At 69.0% G+C, this 16855-nt stretch carries 21 protein-coding genes and 1 pseudogene; 13 read left to right on the top strand and 9 right to left on the bottom strand.

The window, feature by feature from the left end:
* Positions 1–16: 16 nt before the first annotated feature.
* From ABD357_RS35120 to ABD357_RS35095, 6 genes are all read right to left on the bottom strand, one after another.
* On the bottom strand, positions 17–1018 hold the full coding sequence (locus ABD357_RS35120) for a slipin family protein (protein ID WP_344395291.1): 1002 nt from the start codon (positions 1016–1018) through the stop codon (positions 17–19).
* 158 nt (positions 1019–1176) lie between these two features.
* On the bottom strand, positions 1177–1665 hold the full coding sequence (locus ABD357_RS35115; protein ID WP_344395290.1) for a DUF5994 family protein: 489 nt from the start codon (positions 1663–1665) through the stop codon (positions 1177–1179).
* A gap of 6 nt (positions 1666–1671) precedes the next feature.
* Positions 1672–1941, bottom strand: a complete 270-nt coding sequence (locus ABD357_RS35110) for a hypothetical protein (RefSeq protein WP_344395289.1) — start codon at positions 1939–1941, stop codon at positions 1672–1674.
* 5 nt (positions 1942–1946) lie between these two features.
* Positions 1947–2567, bottom strand: coding sequence for a DUF5994 family protein (locus ABD357_RS35105; protein ID WP_344395288.1), 621 nt, complete (start codon positions 2565–2567; stop codon positions 1947–1949).
* Between the two features lie 406 nt (positions 2568–2973).
* Positions 2974–3156 carry a hypothetical protein gene (locus ABD357_RS35100; RefSeq protein WP_165338510.1) on the bottom strand — a complete coding sequence of 61 codons (183 nt, stop codon included), beginning with the start codon at positions 3154–3156 and terminating at the stop codon, positions 2974–2976.
* A gap of 85 nt (positions 3157–3241) precedes the next feature.
* On the bottom strand, positions 3242–3604 hold the full coding sequence (locus ABD357_RS35095; protein ID WP_344395287.1) for a radical SAM family protein: 363 nt from the start codon (positions 3602–3604) through the stop codon (positions 3242–3244).
* Positions 3605–3613: 9 nt separating this feature from the next.
* Between ABD357_RS35095 and ABD357_RS35090 the strand changes: the two genes are divergently transcribed.
* Together ABD357_RS35090 and ABD357_RS35085 are read left to right on the top strand one after the other, a co-directional pair.
* On the top strand, positions 3614–3766 hold the full coding sequence (locus ABD357_RS35090; RefSeq protein WP_344395285.1) for a nuclear transport factor 2-like protein: 153 nt from the start codon (positions 3614–3616) through the stop codon (positions 3764–3766).
* Between the two features lie 75 nt (positions 3767–3841).
* A pseudogene (locus ABD357_RS35085) lies at positions 3842–4268 on the top strand (PPOX class F420-dependent oxidoreductase).
* A gap of 83 nt (positions 4269–4351) precedes the next feature.
* Here ABD357_RS35085 and ABD357_RS35080 read toward each other — a convergent pair.
* On the bottom strand, positions 4352–4867 hold the full coding sequence (locus tag ABD357_RS35080) for a MarR family winged helix-turn-helix transcriptional regulator (protein ID WP_344395283.1): 516 nt from the start codon (positions 4865–4867) through the stop codon (positions 4352–4354).
* Positions 4868–5398: 531 nt separating this feature from the next.
* Here ABD357_RS35080 and ABD357_RS35075 point away from each other — a divergent pair.
* From ABD357_RS35075 to ABD357_RS35045, 7 genes are all read left to right on the top strand, one after another.
* Positions 5399–5776, top strand: a complete 378-nt coding sequence (locus tag ABD357_RS35075; RefSeq protein ID WP_344395282.1) for a type II toxin-antitoxin system RelE/ParE family toxin — start codon at positions 5399–5401, stop codon at positions 5774–5776.
* The gene (locus ABD357_RS35070) at positions 5773–6111 is read left to right on the top strand and encodes an XRE family transcriptional regulator (RefSeq protein ID WP_344395281.1); all 339 of its coding nucleotides are present in this window, start codon (positions 5773–5775) and stop codon (positions 6109–6111) included. Before ABD357_RS35075 ends, ABD357_RS35070 begins: the two co-directional genes overlap by 4 nt.
* Positions 6112–6780: 669 nt before the next feature.
* On the top strand, positions 6781–7035 hold the full coding sequence (locus ABD357_RS35065) for a hypothetical protein (protein WP_344395280.1): 255 nt from the start codon (positions 6781–6783) through the stop codon (positions 7033–7035).
* 4 nt (positions 7036–7039) lie between these two features.
* A complete protein-coding gene (locus ABD357_RS35060; protein WP_344395279.1) occupies positions 7040–7249 on the top strand; it encodes a hypothetical protein in 210 nt (69 codons plus the stop codon).
* 548 nt (positions 7250–7797) lie between these two features.
* Positions 7798–10554 carry an AMP-binding protein gene (locus ABD357_RS35055; protein ID WP_344395278.1) on the top strand — a complete coding sequence of 919 codons (2757 nt, stop codon included), beginning with the start codon at positions 7798–7800 and terminating at the stop codon, positions 10552–10554.
* Between the two features lie 37 nt (positions 10555–10591).
* On the top strand, positions 10592–11515 hold the full coding sequence (locus ABD357_RS35050; RefSeq protein ID WP_344395277.1) for an NAD-dependent epimerase/dehydratase family protein: 924 nt from the start codon (positions 10592–10594) through the stop codon (positions 11513–11515).
* 17 nt (positions 11516–11532) lie between these two features.
* Positions 11533–11955 carry a nuclear transport factor 2 family protein gene (locus ABD357_RS35045; protein ID WP_344395276.1) on the top strand — a complete coding sequence of 141 codons (423 nt, stop codon included), beginning with the start codon at positions 11533–11535 and terminating at the stop codon, positions 11953–11955.
* A 249-nt stretch (positions 11956–12204) separates the two neighbouring features.
* Here the strand turns inward: ABD357_RS35045 and ABD357_RS35040 are convergent, their stop codons facing one another.
* Positions 12205–13296: a LysR family transcriptional regulator gene (locus ABD357_RS35040; protein ID WP_344395275.1), complete on the bottom strand. Its 1092-nt coding sequence runs from the start codon at positions 13294–13296 to the stop codon at positions 12205–12207.
* Between the two features lie 118 nt (positions 13297–13414).
* Here ABD357_RS35040 and ABD357_RS35035 point away from each other — a divergent pair, with 118 nt between their 5' ends.
* On the top strand, positions 13415–14086 hold the full coding sequence (locus ABD357_RS35035) for an FMN-dependent NADH-azoreductase (RefSeq protein ID WP_344395274.1): 672 nt from the start codon (positions 13415–13417) through the stop codon (positions 14084–14086).
* Positions 14087–14117: 31 nt separating this feature from the next.
* Here the strand turns inward: ABD357_RS35035 and ABD357_RS35030 are convergent, their stop codons facing one another.
* Positions 14118–14699, bottom strand: a complete 582-nt coding sequence (locus tag ABD357_RS35030; RefSeq protein ID WP_344395273.1) for a hypothetical protein — start codon at positions 14697–14699, stop codon at positions 14118–14120.
* Positions 14700–14800: 101 nt separating this feature from the next.
* Here ABD357_RS35030 and ABD357_RS35025 point away from each other — a divergent pair, with 101 nt between their 5' ends.
* The 3 genes from ABD357_RS35025 (at position 14801) to ABD357_RS35015 (ending at position 16812) form a co-directional block, all read left to right on the top strand.
* Complete coding sequence (locus ABD357_RS35025) at positions 14801–15295, top strand: hypothetical protein (RefSeq protein ID WP_344395272.1); 495 nt, start codon at positions 14801–14803, stop codon at positions 15293–15295.
* 264 nt (positions 15296–15559) lie between these two features.
* The gene (locus ABD357_RS35020) at positions 15560–15946 is read left to right on the top strand and encodes an AbfB domain-containing protein (protein ID WP_425585142.1); all 387 of its coding nucleotides are present in this window, start codon (positions 15560–15562) and stop codon (positions 15944–15946) included.
* Between the two features lie 248 nt (positions 15947–16194).
* A complete protein-coding gene (locus tag ABD357_RS35015; protein ID WP_344395270.1) occupies positions 16195–16812 on the top strand; it encodes a TetR/AcrR family transcriptional regulator in 618 nt (205 codons plus the stop codon).
* Positions 16813–16855: the final 43 nt, after the last annotated feature.

Genomic DNA, 16855 nt, shown 5'->3' with positions numbered 1-16855 from the left:
CGGGACCAGGGAGAGATCAGCTGTGGGCATGTGACGCGCCGGAGTCGGAGTCCGCCGGTGTCGGCCCGTTGTCCCTCTGTTCCCGGTCCACTGCCGCACGCTTGCCGATACGCTCTCCGCGGGAGCCGGCCCGCTCTCCGCTCAGAGAGCCGACCGGCTCTCCACGCAGCGAGAAGGTGGGCGTGGTGGGCGGGCCGGGGGTGGTCAGTTCGGGGAGTGCGGGGCGCGGGATGCTCCGGTGGGTGGATTCGCCGTCAGCCTCCCGGCTCTGGTGCTCGAAGAAGCGGAGCATCTCCACCGGGAACGGCATGACCAGGGTGCTGTTCTTCTCCGCCGAGACGTCCACCACCGTCTGCAGCAGGCGCAGTTGGAGAGCGCCCGGTGTGTCGGCCATGGTCGCCGCGGCGTCGCTCAGGCGCTGGGACGCCTGGTACTCACCATCGGCGGCGATGACCCGGGCACGGCGTTCACGCTCGGCCTCGGCCTGCTTGGACATGGAGCGCATCATCGACTCCGGAAGGGCGATGTCCTTGATCTCCACGCGTTCGATGCGCAGTCCCCAGGGTTCCTCGGTTGGGGCGTCCATCACCTTCTTGAGCTCCGCGTTGATGTGGTCGCGATCGGAGAGGAGCGTGTCCAGGTCGGCCCTGCCGATGACCGCACGGAGCGAGGTCTGGGCGATCTGGGAGACGGCGCTGGGGTAGTTGCGGACGTTCACCAGGGCTTTGACCGGGTCGATGACCCTGAAGTAGACGACCGCGTCCACGGTGAGCGTCACGTTGTCGGCGGTGATGGACCCCTGTGGCGGGATGCCGAGGACCTCGGTCTGTACGGACACCTTCCGCATCCGGTCTCCGATCGGCCGGATGATGCGCAGGCCGGGCCCGCGGATGTCCGGCAGCAGCCGCCCGAAGCGGAACACCACGCCCTTCTCGTACTGCTGGACGTTGCGCAGGCTGGCGAGCAGGATCAGCCCGGCCACGGCGAACACCACCAGCACGGTGATCAGAACACCCATGGTTCTCACATTCCTTACGTCGATGGTGTCCCGGAACCCGAGCGGTCCGGGAAGCACTCGGCGCGGGAAGACCCCGGCCTGTCGTCTGCGGTGCGGCGGCCGGGGTCCTGGGCTGCGGGTTGTGCGATTGCTGAGCGGTGCGGCTCCTGTCGGCCCCGTCAGTCAGGAGAGCGGGACGGTACGACGGGCAGGTCGGCCGGGGTGACACCAGCGGCGGCGAGAACATGCTCGGCCGAGACGGCGTTGTTGTCCCGTACGGCCATGGCCATCGCGGCGTGGGCGGGGGAGGGGGCCGTCTGTGGAGGTATCACCAGGAACAGGAAACGGTCCTGGGCACCCCGGGTGACGATCATCGTGCTGTCCCCGACGGCGGACCAGTCGATACGGACCGTATGTCCCGCGACGACCAGATGGCCCGGGGTCTCGTCCCAGTCGCTCGTGTCGAGGCCGACGCGGGCGATGGTGCCCAGCCGGGCCGTCAGTGCGATGACCAGGCCGGACAGTTGGTTCCCGATGTCGCGCGACCGTGGCCACCACGCGCCGTCGAACGTTCCCGTGCGCTTGGATGTCGTCTCCATCCGCAGGACCGCGGTGCCGGGAAGCACCGGCTCACTGCTGGTGTCTGCCAGGGGCTGGGTGGGGAGCATGATGACTCACTTCCCTTGTGCCCGGGCCCGGCGCCGCGGCCGGAGTCGCCCACGTCCCCCGTCGCGATGGTCGCGGCGATCGCCGGTGCCGCTCGTTGCGGCGCGACCGCGAACCTGCTGCGGGGCCGATGGCGCGGGTCCCCGGGCAGCCGGCCGGGAGCGGCTGTAGTGGAAAGCGGCGATGCGCTCGTCGTGCTGGTTGTTGAGCCGGTGGATCAGGAACGCGCCCAGAGCGACCATCGCCACGAGCACCACTACGGTCACGAAGGTCTCCATGGCCCTCACAGTCCTTTCGCCGGATGCTGTGTCGGAAGAGCGACTGCCGGGATGGCGACTGCTGGAGCGGTGACTGCCGGGATCCGTGGACGTGAGGGTGGACCGCCTGCCTCATGGCCTCCTTCGGCGTCCCAGACCGCCTCCACGGCCCGGTCGGTCTCCGTCACTGTGCGCAGGCGCGCCGCCTCCGCCATCAATTGGCTCGCGGTCGACGTGCGCAGCGGGTCGCTCGCGGCGGCCATCAGCCAGGCGGCCGAGACGGGAGCCGTCTGCGGAGGGATCACCAGCAGGTCCCAGCGGCCCACGCGGTAGGAGAGGAGCAACATCTGGTGCGGGTCTTGCTGGGTCGGGAACGAGCCCACCTTCACGACATGCCCGTCGACGGGCACCTTGCGCGGGACGGTCGGCCAGTGTGCGGGATTGACCGTGACCCTGGTGATCCGCCCCCACAGCGGATCGAGCACGGCCGTCAGCGGAGGAAGTTCCGCCCAGAGATCGCGGGAGCGGGGCCACCAGGCGCCGTCCAGCAGAGCCGGTGCGGAACCGCTGGGAGCCAGCGACATGCGGAGAGAGGGAGGGGAGGGCCGGTCTTCGAGTGTCGGCGTGTACGAAACGGTCGCGGTCATGATGCGAACCCTGCTCCGGACCGGTCGGAACCGGCCCGGCGTAGCCAATCGCCGAAAACGACACGAGCATGGAGGCCGGTGCGCGAAATACTCTCGGTAACCCCAGCGTACTCCTCCGGTGAGCCCACGGACTGTGTCCAGGCGTCGCGGGACCCGGGATGCCGCAAGGCCGACATCGACGGTGCGCATGCCGTCGCTCAGGCATCCGCCATGGCCCGCCCTTCCGTGACTGCCCCTACCTGGATCGGCAAGGACTCCGCGCCATCGCTCTTCCGCGACATCTGGACAGCCACCAGATGGAGGCGCTGATCGCCTGATCCGGGCGCAACTCGGCCCGGCTGATGGGCAATTCGTGGCGACTCCGCGTTCGGATCCGCCGACAAGAGGATGGAACGCATCGCCCAGCTCAGCGCCGACGTCCGCTTCCCCGGGAGGACCGGCCAGACCCCACGCCGGCCGAGTGCACAGCGAGGAAAGCAAGCCCGACAAGCATGAGGCTCGTCGGGCTGAAGATCACCTCTGTCGACGTCTCGGTGACGCGGATGACGAAGGCGATGACGAAGAGGGCGGCCGCCACGAATGCCAGCATCTGTCTACTCCTGCCGATGGACGGCGAGCCACACGTGATCCCGGTGGCTGCACCGCTGCCCGCTGGCTTCCCCGGATTGCGCCGATCAGTCGTGCGACTCCGGGGCCGGAGGCGACAGCGACACCCTGGTCGCCACGGCCTCGCGTAGTTCCGTGAGGGTGCGCAGGCGGCGGGAGGCGAGCGGGGCGCGGACCTCCAGCCAGCGGCTGACCTTCTCGTCCGCGGTGGTCACGGTCATGCCGACCTCCGCCCGGGGCAGGCTGGTGAGCAGGTCGATGTCGCGGGTGACGACGGGCGACTTGGTCAGGATGCGGACCAGGCCCGGGTACTCGACCGTCTTCAGCTCGCGCAGGATCCCTCGGGTGAGCCGGTACCGCGTCTCGTGGCCCTGGTAGGGGTCGGTGACCGAGCTGAGCAGCATCGTGCCGTGGCGCTTGTGCTCGGGCATCCTTGCGATTTGGTCGCCGCCACCATCCACTTCACCGGCCGCCACGGCGACGCGTCGATGAGCATGGACGGCGTCGACGTCCTGCGCATCGAGAACGGCAAGATCACCGAGATGTGGCTCTTCTCCACCGACCCGGCCACCGAAGACGCCTTCTGGGGCTAGAACCTGCGGTGCCCGAGGCCGAACTCGGCCTCGGGCACCCACGAGTCGATCCGTACGCACACGAAAGGCGCCCGCATGCGGAAGATGACCGAGCAGCGGTGGCGGGCGTTCGTCACGCACGGCACCCGTACCGGCAAGCTGTCCACCGTCCGCGCCGACGGCAGCCCCCATGTGACACCGGTCTGGTTCCTCCTCGACGGCGACGACATCGTGCTCACCACCGAGAAGAACGGGGGGCAAGGGCCGCAACCTCGCCCGCGACGGACGGTTCGCCCTCTGCGTCGACGAGGACCGGCCCCCGTACGCGTTCGTCCTCCCCCAGGGCCGCGCGACGATCTCCGAGGACCCGGAGGACATGGTGCGCCGGGGCGGCCTCCTCGGCGCCCGATACATGGGCGACGACCGCACGGAGGAGTACGCCGCACGCAACGGCGGCCCCGGCAACCTCCTCGTCCGGGGCCACATCGACAAAGTCATCGCCTTCGCCGGCATCGCCGACTGAACCGTGGACTGACGGGCGGGCCGGGGACTGTGTTCCTCCGGCCCCGGCTCATCAACCCATGGGCACTGCCGAGCCGTCGCCGCTCACGATGCCGGCCGGCCGGGCTGCTTCGGCGCCCGCACAGCCGGCACCGGCGTCTGCCCGGCGGCCTTCCGCTCCGCGTCCAGAGCGCGTCCGGCTGCCCGCAGCGCACTGAGGACCGCCGTCACCTCGCGTACGGACTGCTCGGAAATCACCGACCCGATCCGCAGTTCCAGCTCGTCCTCGAAGACCTTCAGTGCCCCGTCCACCAGCTTCCGCCCCTCGGGCGTCAGCTCGACGATCGAGGAACGGCGGTCGTTCGGATTGGCCCGCCGCCCACACAGGCCCGCCGCCTCCAGGCGGTCGACCACCTTGCTCGTGCCACCCACCGTGATCGAGAACTCCTCCGCGATGTCCTGGATCCGTCGCCCGGGCCGCCGCAGCAGCAGATGCAGCACCTCGAACGAGGTCAGAGGCAGGTCGTACTCGGCCCTCAACCGCCCCTCGATGCCATCCCACAGCTCGATCTCCAGCGAGACCAGCTCCCGGTACAGCAGCTTCAGGTCAGCGTCAGCCATCACTCATCTTCCGAAGAATTATCTTCCATGGATAATTAATTGTAGGCTACCACCATTCCGATCGCACCGACTGGAAATACCACCCCGTACGGCGCGACCTGGTCGCGGAGTTCCCTGCCGACGGAGCGGTCGACGAGGTCAGGACCGTCACCCCGTCCGCTTCCTGTGCCTGCGCGACGACCTCACAGTCCAGCATGTCCCGCCCTTCGGCAGCTGACAGAACCCGGGCCGCCCTTCTCGCAGAGCATGTGGACGAGCGTCTGAACGGCTCCTCGGTCAGGAAGGGCAGCAGCGCGTCGTTGGCCTCTCCAGGTGAGTCCATGGCAGCCCGTGTGCCCGATCGCCACGTGCTCGGCAGACGGCAGCGGCGCGCAGAACGGCCGCCCCTTGGCGTCGAGCGGCAGGATGCGGTCGCCGGCGCCGTGCAGGATCAGCAGCGGCACGTCCGCACTGCGAGGGCTGTAGCCACTCCCATTATGATGTCAGTGGTGTATGCTGCCAGTGTAATAATCGCAGATGGGGGACTTGTGCATGGCTTGGAAGATCGTCGTGGTCGAGCCGGTTCTCTCGTGGCTTCACGGCCTGCTCCGCACCGACCGCGACACCCTGATTCAGGTCAGCCAGGCTGTCACTGCCCTCCAGGAGGAAGGGCCCGCGCTGGGTCGGCCTCTGGTGGACACGATCAAGGGCTCGGTGCTGCCGAACCTCAAGGAGCTCCGCCCCGGCTCGGCAGGGGCCACGGAAGTGCGGTTGCTGTTCGTGTTCGACCCGGACCGCCAGGCCGTGATCCTGGTCGGCGGTGACAAGGCGGGCAACTGGTCCGGCTGGTACCGCGTCGCGGTGCCCCAAGCGGAGCAGGCATACGCGGAGCATCTGAAGCGAATCGATGGAGAGGACGGGGCACGATGACTGATCACCTCAAGGACCCGCAGGCCGTCTCCTGGGGAGACCTGGCCGAGGATTTCGACTTCACCGATGCCGAAAAGGATCAGATCCGGAAGGGGGCGCAGGCGATGGTCCTGGCCTCCCGTGTCCACCGCCTCGCCGAGTTGCGGAAGCGGCAGCACACCACACAGGTCCAGGTTGCCGAAGCCATGGGTGTCACCCAGGCCCGCGTTTCGCGCATCGAGAAGGGGCAACTGGAGCGCAGTGAGGTCGACACCCTCGCTGCCTACGTCAAGGCGCTCGGCGGCAAGCTGAAGATCGTCGCTGACTTCGGTGATGAGACCTACGTCCTCGGCTGACCCGATCGGCAAGCTGTGACCCAGGTTCATGCGCAGTCCCGTGGGCAAGCTCGCCTCTTGACGTCAGGGACGATGCTCCGCCCCGGGACCAGGGGTGGAGCATCGTCGCGTTGGTAAGAGAATCCGCTGCGCGAAGGTTCTATCGCGTCAGTTGAGCTGGAGGGACATCCAGGATCCCGTATTTGGCAGGTCTCCCGCGGAGGGGTAGGGACCATAAAGGGACCGCAAGGACAGGAACCAACCCACAAGGACCACGCAAGGCTGACAGAGATGCACACGCCTGACCTGCGAGAAGGGCGTGAATCGGCACTGATCGGCAAGGACCGTCAAGATCCACAAAGCACTCATAATCATTGATCCCCTGCACCACGACGCGAGACACGACCGTCGAAGCGGCCGAGCTGGACACGGTTTGAATTTCATTCCTGTGTTTGCACCCTGTACATAGGAGCTGGCCTGTGAAAATGCTCCCAGAGGCCCCATCCCCGGTACCCGGGGATGGGGCCTCTGCTCGGTGGAAGGGAAAAACCCGCTGTGCAGGTTCTGTTCCCCGGGCCGAACTGGGCGGACGCGGACCGCTGCGGTCGTAAGCGGAGCACCGGTGAAAGTGTTCTAGTTACGCCGACGGAACGGTCGGTACCGAGATCATGGTGCCGACACGATAACGCGATGTCCGAGGTGTCGAACGGCGTCTTCAAGGCTGAGTCGATCGAAATGCGGGACTCCTGGAAGGGCATCGACCAGGTCGAGTTGGTGGTCTTCCGGGGAGTCACGTGGCAAACGAAGAACGTCTCCACTCCGTCCTCGACCGCCTACCGCCTACCGCCTACCGCCTACCGCCTACCGCCTACCGCCTACCGCCTGCCGAGTGCAGAGCACTGCAGGACCGCTGGCGGAGTCCGTAAGGGGACTGCTGACCGCTGAAACCGTGACCGGCGGACTCTGCGGAACTCGGGGCAGCTCAACCGGCTCGCCGCGGTGGCCGCGCGAGGCCGACGAGCTGAGGTCCAACGGGCCTGGCCGGATCCTCAGCCGAGGTCGTCGGGACGACTGGCCGCTGTGCCGAGGCCGGCTCCCGAGCTTCTGCCTCCAGATCCTCGACCCGCGCGACCTGGACCACCTGGAGCTGATCTCCTAGCAGGTGTGGGGGAGGTGCAGCCGTCGTAGCCCGGAGGGTCTGTCACAGGCGCTCGGAAGGGAAGGATCCGCATGCGCACGGCCCTTTCCGGTACATGTCTCGATTGCTTACTCCCTCCGTCAGGAAAAACGGCACCGGGCTATTTCGCGGCGCATCCGGAAGTCGCAATGTGCTTTTTCCCTTTTTCCGGCACTTTCTTCTTCCTCTTTAGATCTTTGACAAGCCCGACCGTCGGTTCTTATTCTTGGCGCGTATTCGGAGCCCCGATGTCGTGGCTCCGGGGACTGGCCTGGTCGACGGGGGACGATGAACAGGTGCTTGCCCAATCAGTCGGCGAAAATCGGATCTGACCCTTCCGCTTATTGGCTCGCTGGCGAGGGCCGCGCCCGCCGCGCCACCCCCCTGCCTTCCCGGCCGCTGTCACCGCCGCCCTTTCCGTGCGCGTGTGACTCACCAGCACGTCCGAACGACTTTCTGTACACCGTTCGGCCACGCCGTTCCGGTGATCCCGGGCACGACGGCCGACGAAGAGGAAGAAGGCATCCCGCATGACCACAGCCGTGACGAGGACGCGGACCATCGTGGACCTGTTGTGCGACGCCGCCCGGGACCACACGGAGTCAGGGTTACGCTACCCGCGGGGCGCGGACGACCAGGACGCACCCTTGCAGAGCTATTCCGGCCTCCTCGACGAGGCCCGCTCGGTCCTCACCGGCCTCCGGGAACACGGCCTCGCGCCGAGGGACAAGGTCGTCCTGCTCCTGGAGAAACCGCGGGAGTTCCTCGCCGCGTTCTGGGCCTGCCAGCTCGGCGGGTTCGTGCCCTGCCCGATGGCCGCCCTGGGCGGGGACCCGGAGCGGTGGGCGGCCCAGCTGACGCACGTCGACACCCTCCTCGGACATCCGCTGATCGTCACCAGCGCCACCCTCGCCGCCGAACTCCCGCGTGCCGAGGGCCTGTCCGTCGTCCCGTTGGAGGAGCTGCGCGCCGAGTACCCCGCGGACTCCTTCCACGAGGCCGATCCCAAGGACAACGCCGTCCTGGTGCTGACGTCCGGCTCCACCGGCAGTTCCAAGGCCGTGATGCTCAGCCACGCCAACCTGCTCGCCTCCATGGCCGCCAAGAACGGCTACCACGGGCTGACCGCCGAGGACATCAGCCTCAACTGGGTCTCCTTCGACCATGTCGCCGCCCTCCTCGAATGCCACCTGCTGCCGCTGTACGCGGGCAGCACCCAACTGCACGTCGAAGCGCCCGTAGTGCTCCGGGAGCCGCTGAACTTCCTGCGGATCATCTCCGGCTTCGGCGTCACCATGACCTTCACCCCCAACTTCCTGCTGGGGCTGATCAATCCGCAGGCCGACCGGCTCGACGAGGAGAACGGCGACGAGATCGACCTGTCGCGGTTACGGCACATCATCAGTGGCGGCGAGGCCGTCGTCCGTACCACCGGCGAGACCTTCCTCAGCCGCTTCGCCCCGTACGGGCTGCGTGCTGACGCCCTGTGGCCCGCATTCGGCATGTCGGAGACCTGCGCCGGCAGCATCTACTCCGTCGATTTCCCGGCCGCCGACCAGGGCCAGGAGTTCGCCAACCTGGGACGGCCGGTCGAGGGGCTGCGCATCCGCATCGCCGACGAGACGCACCGCGAACTGCCTGCGGGCGGGGTGGGCGAGCTCCAGCTCAACGGCCCGATGATCACGGCTGGTTACCACAACAACGAGCAGGCCACACAGGACGCCTTCACCCCCGACGGCTGGTTTCGCAGTGGTGACCTCGGCAGGATCGACGACGGTCGGCTCACCCTCGTCGGGCGCACCAAGGACAGCGTCATCGTCAATGGCGTCAACTACTTCAGCCACGACATCGAGACCCTCCTCGAAGGCCTCGACGACGTGGCCCCCTCGTATGTCGCCGCCTTCCCCACCCGCGCCCCCGGCAGCGACACCGAGCAACTCGTGGTCGCCTTCCACCCGGAGTGCGCCGACGGCGACGAGCTCGCCCTGTACCGGGTGCTGAGCGCGGTGCGCAGCAGCGTCGTCATGCACTGGGGTTTCCGGCCCGCACTCATCCTGCCGCTGCCGAAGGACGCCTTCCCCAAGACGAGCCTCGGCAAGATCCAGCGCGCGCTGATGCGCAAGCGGCTGGAGGCAGGGGCGTACGACGAGGTGAAAGGCGTCGTCGACGACCTGCTTCTGCGCCGGCTCGGCGGCTATACCGCGCCCGAGGGCGACACGGAGAAAGTCCTCGCCGGTATCTACGCCGAGATGTTCGACACCGACCCCGACCGGATGAGTGTCACCGCCAACTTCTTCGACATGGGCGGCACCTCACTCGACATCCTGCGTCTGCGTTCCCTGGTCGCCCAGCGCCTCGGCGCGGACGGCCTGCAGATCATCACCGTGCTGCGGGCCCCCACCGTGCGTGCCCTGGCCGCTCACCTCGACGGAGCCGCGGACGGCGAGGGGGCGTACGACCCGATCGTGCCGATGCAGGTCACCGGCGACAAGACCCCGCTGTTCTGCGTCCATCCGGGCGTCGGCGAGGTCCTCGTCTTCGTCAACCTCGCCAAGTACTTCGTGGGCGAACGGCCGTTCTACGCACTGCGTGCCCGCGGCTTCAACCCCGGCGAGAGGCCCTTCGAGAGCTTCGCCGAGATGGTCGACACGTACGTCGGAGCCATCCGCTCCCGCCAGCCGCACGGCCCGTACGCCGTCGCGGGGTACTCGTACGGCGGCGCGGTCGCCTTCGAGATAGCCAAGGTGCTCGAAGCGCAGGGCGAGCGCGTCGACTTCGTCGGCAGCTTCAACCTGCCGCCGCACATCAAGTACCGCATGAACGAGCTGGACTTCGTCGAGACTGCCGCCAACCTGGCGTTCTTCCTGGAGCTGATCGACAAGAAGCAGTCCCTCGAACTGCCCGCACAGCTACGGCCGTTGTCCAAGGACGAGCAGCTCGCGTACTTCATCGATCACGCGCCCGAGGGCCGTCTCGCCGAACTCGACCTCACCTTCGAGAGGTTCAAGGCATGGGCGGAACTCGCGGACGGCCTCACGAACCTCGGACGCGGTTACTCGCCCGCCGGCACAGTCCGCTCGATGAGCGTCTTCTACGCCATCCCGCTGCGCGGCACCAAGGAGGACTGGCTCAACAACGAGCTGCGCCGCTGGGACGAACACGCCACCGGCGCGAACCACTACATCGACGTACCCGGCGAGCACTACACGCTGATGGGCCCGACCCACGTGGCGTCCTTCCAGTCGATCCTGCGCAAGGAGCTCGACCGCGCCCTCGGCGACGCCTGAACCCCACCGATCCCCGACCCCCGAGGAGGGGCAGTACGTGATCCGCAAGAAGATCCTGGTGACCGGTGCCACAGGACTGGTGGCGGGACCGGTCGCCGAGGCGCTGGCCGACGACAACGAGGTGTGGGCGCTGGGGCGCTTCGGCGCCCCCGGGGCCGAAGAGAAGCTGACCCGCCACGGCATCCGCACCTTCCGCTGGGACATGGACGACACCGGCGCCGGCTCCCTGAAGGGCTTACCGGAAGACTTCACCCACGTTTTCCACTCCGCGGTGAACCGCGGCGAGGACGGCGACTTCAACGCGGCCGTCGAGGCCAACTCGGTTGCCGCGGGGCGCCTGATGACCCACTGCCGTACAGCGGAGGCGTTCCTGTACGTATCCACCGGCGCCCTGTACGCCCGCCAGACCCTCGACCACAAATACACCGAGACCGACCCGCTGGACGGCAAGGCCGACTGGCTGCCCGCCTATCCCGTGGTCAAGATCGCGGCCGAGGGCACGGTCCGGGCGTTCGCGCAGACCCTCGGCCTGCCGACGGTCATCGCCCGCCTCAACATCGCCTATGGGCCGGCCGGTTACGGCGGTGTGCCGATGCTCTACTTCAAGCGCATGCTCGCGGGCGAGCCGATCCCGGTCCCGCTGGAGGGCCAGAACTGGACCTCGCTGCTGTACATCGACGACCTCGTCGAGCAGGTCCCGCACCTGTGGAGCGCAGCGAGCGTCCCGGTGACCCTGACCAATTGGGGCGGCGACGAGTCCGTCGGCATCACCGACTGCGTCCGCTACCTGGAGGAGCTCACCGGGGTCGAGGCGAACCTCGTACCGAGCCAAGTCACCCGCGAGACCTACCAGTTCGACCCGACGCTGCGCCGCTCGCTCACCGGGCCGTGCAAGGTGCCGTGGCGCGAGGGCATCCGGCGCACCCTCGCGGCCCTGCACCCCGGACACCTCAAGAAGTGAGAGGAGCGGCTCCCGTCATGACCGACAGCAGCGGCAGTACGGACAGCACAGATCCGCTGGCACCGATCCACGCCGCCTACGCCGCCTTCGAGGCCCGCGACGTGGGTGCGCTCCTGGCTGCCTTCGACCCCGACATCGAGTGGGTGCACCCCGAGGGGATGGACAAGTACGGCCTCGGCGGCACCAAGTACGGGCACGCCGGTGTCAAGGAGTTCCTCGCGCATGTGCCCACCGTCCTCGGCGGCATGCGGCTGCACCCGGGCGAGTTCATCCGGGAGGGCGAGCGTGTGGTCGTCTTCGGCCGCCGGGACATCACCTCCCTGAGCGGCCACACGGAGACGCAGTCGTTCGTGCACTCCTGGGTCCTGCGCGACGGGCGGGCCGTCCGCATGGAGGACATCTTCGACACCGTCGCGTTCCACCGTGTGATCGAGAGCTGACAGGCGACGACGGCGTACGCCTGTCCGGGCGCAGCTACCACCTGTTCCCCGACGTCGACGGCGACATCGACACCCGTCCGCTGCGCCTGGCCGTGGCGGCCGTTGAGGCCCGGGACCTGGAGGTGTGATTCCTGGGCAGCTATCCACGCTGGTCCGCCGCAGCCGGCTGACGCGGGCGGCCGTCGGCGGTGGGAGCGAGCCTGTCGCTGGAGGCGGAAGCGGCTGGTCGGGCGTTGTGGATGCGTTCGGTCAGCCGGCGGCTGGCGAGGCCGTCACATCGCGGGCCGAGGAGGTTTCCTCGGCCGTCGGCCGATGCGACTCGTCGGCTGTGGGCCGGGGGGTGCCGCCGGCCTCGCCTCGGCAGAGCTCGTCGGCCCTCAGGGGGCGGAGTTCTTCTGTCGTGGGGTGGCGGATCTCGCCCGCCGAGGACCGACGCAGTTCGTCTGCCGCCTCCCGTACGGCCGGCAACAGGGTCGCCACCGGAGGGCTGTCCAGGGCGCCCTCGCGCACCACGAGGGTGATCCGGCGGATGGGCCGGATCCCCTGCAGAGCGATGCGGGCGACCGGATGGCCCGGCCGGTCGGGCACCAGGTCGGGGACGAGCGCAACGCCCCAGTCCAGCGAGACCAGCCCGAACACGGCCTGCATGTCCCCGATGTCGGAGACGATGTCGGGGACGAAACCGGCGTCGGCGCACAGGTGCAGGACCAGCTGTCCGAGCCTGGACGTCCGGTCCAGCAGCCACGGCTGCTCCGCGAACTCGGCGAGAGCACGCGGCTCCTCGCTCCGGGCGAGCGGGTGACCGGGCGCGATGGCCAGGCGGATGCGGTCGCTGATCACCTCCTCCTCGTACAGCCCCGGCACCCGTGGCTCGGGTACCTGCGGGTAGCCGGAGGCCAGGACGGCGTCGAGCCGCCCGAGCCGGACCGTCTGCCGGCCCTCGTCGGGATCGACGCCGTGCAGGGTGATGCGCAGTTCCGGATGACGTGCACGCAACCGGCTCAACGCCGGCACCAGCAGGGCCGGCCCCTCGTGGAGCGGCACGCCCACCCGCAGCTCGCCGGTGACCTTGCCGTCCCGGGCGAGCAACTGCGCCTCGGCCGCTTCAAGTTGCGCGAGGACACGCTCGGTGTGAGCCACCAGCAGTCGTCCGGCGGCGGTCAGCTCGGCCCGCTTGCTGCCACGGTCCAGCAGCGCGGCGCCGGTCTCCGACTCCAGGGCGGACAGCTGCTGGGACACCGCGGAGCGGGTGTAGTTGAGTGCCTGCGCGGCCGCGGCGATCGAGCCCCGGGCCCCCACCTCGCGCAGCAGCACCAGTTTCCGTACATCCAGCACCGTCATCCTCGCTAACGCTTCTGGTTAAGAAGTAACACGCCAGATTACGGGACAACGGCCCTGACGGCGACTTCAATGGAGATCGACACCCTCCAACGCGCCGACCGAGCAAGGGACTTCCGCCATGCCCGCACTGCTTCATCTCGACTCCAGCCCCCGCCGGGGCTCGGTCTCCCGCCAGATCTCGGGCGAATTCGCGGAGACTTGGCGCAAGGCCAACCCCGACGGCAGTTACGTCTACCGTGACCTGGCCGCCGACCCCGTACCGCATGTCGACCACGCGCAGATCGAGGTCATGCACCGCTTGGAGAGCGAGGGCATACGCGACCTCGCGGTGGCACGCGGGGCGACGCGGACGCCCGAGGAGGAGGCGAGCTGGGCGGTGACCTGGCCGCTGATCGAGGAGCTCCTCGCGGCCGACACCATCCTGCTCGGCGTGCCGATGTACAACTTCTCGGTGCCGTCCACGTTCAAGGTGTGGTTCGACCGCGTCCTGATCGCGCCGCTGATCGCCGACCCGGCCACCGGCCAGGGCCCGCTCTCCGGCAAGCGGGTCGTGGTGGCCTCCGCGCGCGGCGGCGCCTACGGGCCGGGCACGCCCCGCCACGACTTCGACCACCAGGAGCCGTACCTGAAGGCGGCGCTCAGCATGGTGGGCCTCGCCTCCAACCTGACGTTCCTGCACGCGGAGCTGACCAAGTCGGCGCACGTGCCCCGGCTCGAGCAGTTCAAGGAGATGGCGGCCACGTCGTACCAGACGGCGATCGACGGCGCCCGCACACACGGCCAGGCCTGACGTCCCCGGTACGTCCCCGCAAACCGCTTTCTCACCGCAGCGGGAAGTTGCGGGCGAACACGTTTTCCGGGTCGTACCGGGCCTTGAGCGCGTGCAGCCGGTCAGGGCCGGCTCGGGGAACGCCTCGGCGAGGACCTCGGGGGAGCGGCGGGCGCCGAAGCCGAGGTACACGCCGTTCACCTCCGGTGCGAGCCGTGCCCGGTGAGCGTCGAGGGAGCGCTCCCGTTCGGGCACGGGCGCGGAGCAGTTGGAAGTTCTGGGTGCGGTGGGCGTAGGCGGTGGCCGAGGGACTGACGTCGTTGACCGCGCCGCCCACCGAGCGGAACTGCCCCATCAGTACCTGCTCCGACGCCAGCGCGTCCGTGAGGGAACGGGCGGTGTGCGGGGAGATGCGGTCGAGCAGTCCGGAGCGGGTGGCACCCAGGCCCTGCCCTTGGCGCGGGGCGCCGCCGACCGGCACCAGCGCCGGGTACGGGGCGAGCACCGCCTCCTGGCGCAGCAGCGGGTCCCGGCCCAGCAGGGGAGTCAACACCCGCTGGGCGGCGTCCGGTCGGTCTCCGGCGCAGACCGCGGCGACGTGGGCCATGGCCGGGCGGCCTGGTGCGGCGGGCATGAGGGTGAGGAAGCTCGTGAGCTCGCGGGGCGCGGCCTCGAGGATGGCTCCCCACTCCTCGACGAGCGGCGCGGTCGACCGTCGAGGACGAGCGGGTACCGGTGGCCGGGGTGTTCCGCTGCTACCGGCGCCTGTTCCGGCCGGCGCTGCTGACCTGGTCGCCGTTCGTGCTGCTGGCCGCCGTCGCCCTCACCGACCTGGCCGTCCTGCGTACCACGGCACTGGGCCCGGTGCTGGCGCCGCTGCTCGCCGTGGTGGTCGTCATCGCCACGAGCTCCGGCATCGTCGCGATGGCCGCCCTGCCGGACGACCGCCGGGCCACCGTCCTCCGCCGGCTGCTGGCGGCCTCGTACGCCTCGGTGCGCCGCTGGCCGTACGCACCGGTGAACCTCGGCCTGCTGGGGACCACCCTGCTGATCGTCAACCAGGCCCCACTGCTCGGACTGGCCGTGGTGCCCGGCTGCGTGTTGCGGAACCGGCTGCGGCTCGCGACCTCGGCATCAGATCGACGCCCTGGCTCTGGCCGGCACCACCGCGGGGGCGAAAGGAAGGGGATGCCGGCGCTCTCCTGGAGGCGCCGGTATCCCTGTCGGTGACCAGGACGCGGAGCCGCAGGGCGACTTCGCCGAGCTGGCGATTCTTCGGCTCGCGCTGTCGGGCCAGCGGCGTGAGGCGGTGGAGGCGACCCGATGGCTGGGGGACGAGGAACGCGAGGTACTCGCGCTGCCTCGTCCGTGCCGCCGTCCCCGAGAGCATCCGCCTCATGGACACCGACGCCGACAGCAGCCCCGGCGACGACGGCTGACACGCGGGTGCCGGGGTGGCATGCCCTACGGTCGGTCGACCGCCCCGGTGACTACGTGAGCCAGTCCGGCCGACTCGGCATCCTGGGCCCGGTCGGCGCCACCAGCTCCGTGACCACCCGGCAGGCGGCCACCTTCACCTTCGTTCCCGGCCTGGCCGACCCCCGCTGCTACTCACTCAAGGACGCCTCGGGCCGGTATCTGCGGCACTACGCCTTCCGTATCCGGCTGGACAACGACGACGGATCCGTCCTCTTCCAGAAGGACGCCACCTTCTGCCCCCGTTCCGGTTCCACGCCCGGTTCGGTCTCCCTGGAGTCGTACAACTACCCCGGCCGCTACCTCCGCCACCGGGGCGGCCTCCAGTTGTGGCTCGACCCTTCCAAGAACACGGCCGCGAACCGGACCAGCCGCTCCTTCGTCCTCGTGGCGCCCTGGACCTGACGTGGAAGAGCCCTGCTCTTGGTGCCCGCAAGACGGCCGTAGCGGCGTCTGAGTGTTCGCTCTGGTGAGCGGGCCCAGGATGATTCGCTCGACTTCGGTCGCCTAGGCTGGTACCCCTGTCGCCGGTGAAGAGGCGCAGGCTGCGGCAGCGTGTGCTCGCCGTCCGTCCGAGGGGAGGCGTTGGCGTGGCAGTTGCCGGAGGCCGGTCAAAGCGGCTCCAGCGGGGAACGCTTTCCCGAGGGCTCATCGTGGGGACTGCGCTGCGGATCCTCGACGAGGACGGGCCGGACGCGCTGACCTTCCAGCGCCTCGGCAAGGAACTGTCCTCCTCCGCGACCGCGGTCTACCGGCACTTCGCGAGTCGCGACCACATCATGGTCGCCGTCGCGGAGGAGCTCGACAGGATCTCCCTGGAGGGGTACGAGCCGCACGAGTCGTGGACCGAGTCGCTGCGGGACTTGGCGATCCGTGCCTGGAACACTGCGCTGGACCACCCGGCGGCCGCCGCACTCTGCATGGGGAGAGTCACCCGGGGCGTTCACGAGTTGCGTGCCGTCGACGCCGTCCTGGAAGCGTTCCACCGCGGCGGCTGGCGCGGCCGGGAGGCCGTCCTGCACTACCAGGCGTTCTCGAACTTCATCCTCTCCATGGCGAGCAACAACGCCTGGCGGCTCGTCAACCAGCGGTTCGGCGCCGAGGTGAACTGGGTGCAGGAATACCAGCCGGCGGATCCTGACGCGTACCCCTACGCCGAGGCGGCGAAGGAGCACCTGCGCAGCGTCGACATGACCGAAGTCTTCCACCGGCAGACGGACATCCTCCTCGCAGCTCTTGAGGCGGAGGCGGCGACGCTCCCGCGCGACTGACACGCGTCGGTCTTCGCGGCCACCGCCCAGCAGCGTTCTCGTG

The organism is Streptomyces vastus, assembly GCF_039532825.1.
Taxonomy (GTDB): domain Bacteria; phylum Actinomycetota; class Actinomycetes; order Streptomycetales; family Streptomycetaceae; genus Streptomyces; species Streptomyces vastus.
Note: the sequence above shows the minus strand (reverse complement) of the source record. Positions and strands in the feature narration are given on the sequence as shown.

Bases quoted from the DNA above. Each gene is read 5' to 3' on its own strand.
- ABD357_RS35115 (WP_344395290.1), bottom strand. From the start codon at position 1,665: ATGCTCCCCACCCAGCCCCTGGCAGACACCAGCAGTGAGCCGGTGCTT.
- ABD357_RS35065 (WP_344395280.1), top strand. From the start codon at position 6,781: ATGTCCGAGGTGTCGAACGGCGTCTTCAAGGCTGAGTCGATCGAAATG.
- ABD357_RS35040 (WP_344395275.1), bottom strand. From the start codon at position 13,296: ATGACGGTGCTGGATGTACGGAAACTGGTGCTGCTGCGCGAGGTGGGG.
- ABD357_RS35105 (WP_344395288.1), bottom strand. From the start codon at position 2,567: ATGACCGCGACCGTTTCGTACACGCCGACACTCGAAGACCGGCCCTCC.
- ABD357_RS35075 (WP_344395282.1), top strand. From the start codon at position 5,399: ATGGCTTGGAAGATCGTCGTGGTCGAGCCGGTTCTCTCGTGGCTTCAC.
- ABD357_RS35110 (WP_344395289.1), bottom strand. From the start codon at position 1,941: ATGGAGACCTTCGTGACCGTAGTGGTGCTCGTGGCGATGGTCGCTCTG.
- ABD357_RS35095 (WP_344395287.1), bottom strand. From the start codon at position 3,604: ATGCCCGAGCACAAGCGCCACGGCACGATGCTGCTCAGCTCGGTCACC.
- ABD357_RS35080 (WP_344395283.1), bottom strand. From the start codon at position 4,867: ATGGCTGACGCTGACCTGAAGCTGCTGTACCGGGAGCTGGTCTCGCTG.
- ABD357_RS35030 (WP_344395273.1), bottom strand. From the start codon at position 14,699: ATGCCCGCCGCACCAGGCCGCCCGGCCATGGCCCACGTCGCCGCGGTC.
- ABD357_RS35100 (WP_165338510.1), bottom strand. From the start codon at position 3,156: ATGCTGGCATTCGTGGCGGCCGCCCTCTTCGTCATCGCCTTCGTCATC.
- ABD357_RS35070 (WP_344395281.1), top strand. From the start codon at position 5,773: ATGACTGATCACCTCAAGGACCCGCAGGCCGTCTCCTGGGGAGACCTG.
- ABD357_RS35045 (WP_344395276.1), top strand. From the start codon at position 11,533: ATGACCGACAGCAGCGGCAGTACGGACAGCACAGATCCGCTGGCACCG.
- ABD357_RS35055 (WP_344395278.1), top strand. From the start codon at position 7,798: ATGACCACAGCCGTGACGAGGACGCGGACCATCGTGGACCTGTTGTGC.
- ABD357_RS35120 (WP_344395291.1), bottom strand. From the start codon at position 1,018: ATGGGTGTTCTGATCACCGTGCTGGTGGTGTTCGCCGTGGCCGGGCTG.
- ABD357_RS35035 (WP_344395274.1), top strand. From the start codon at position 13,415: ATGCCCGCACTGCTTCATCTCGACTCCAGCCCCCGCCGGGGCTCGGTC.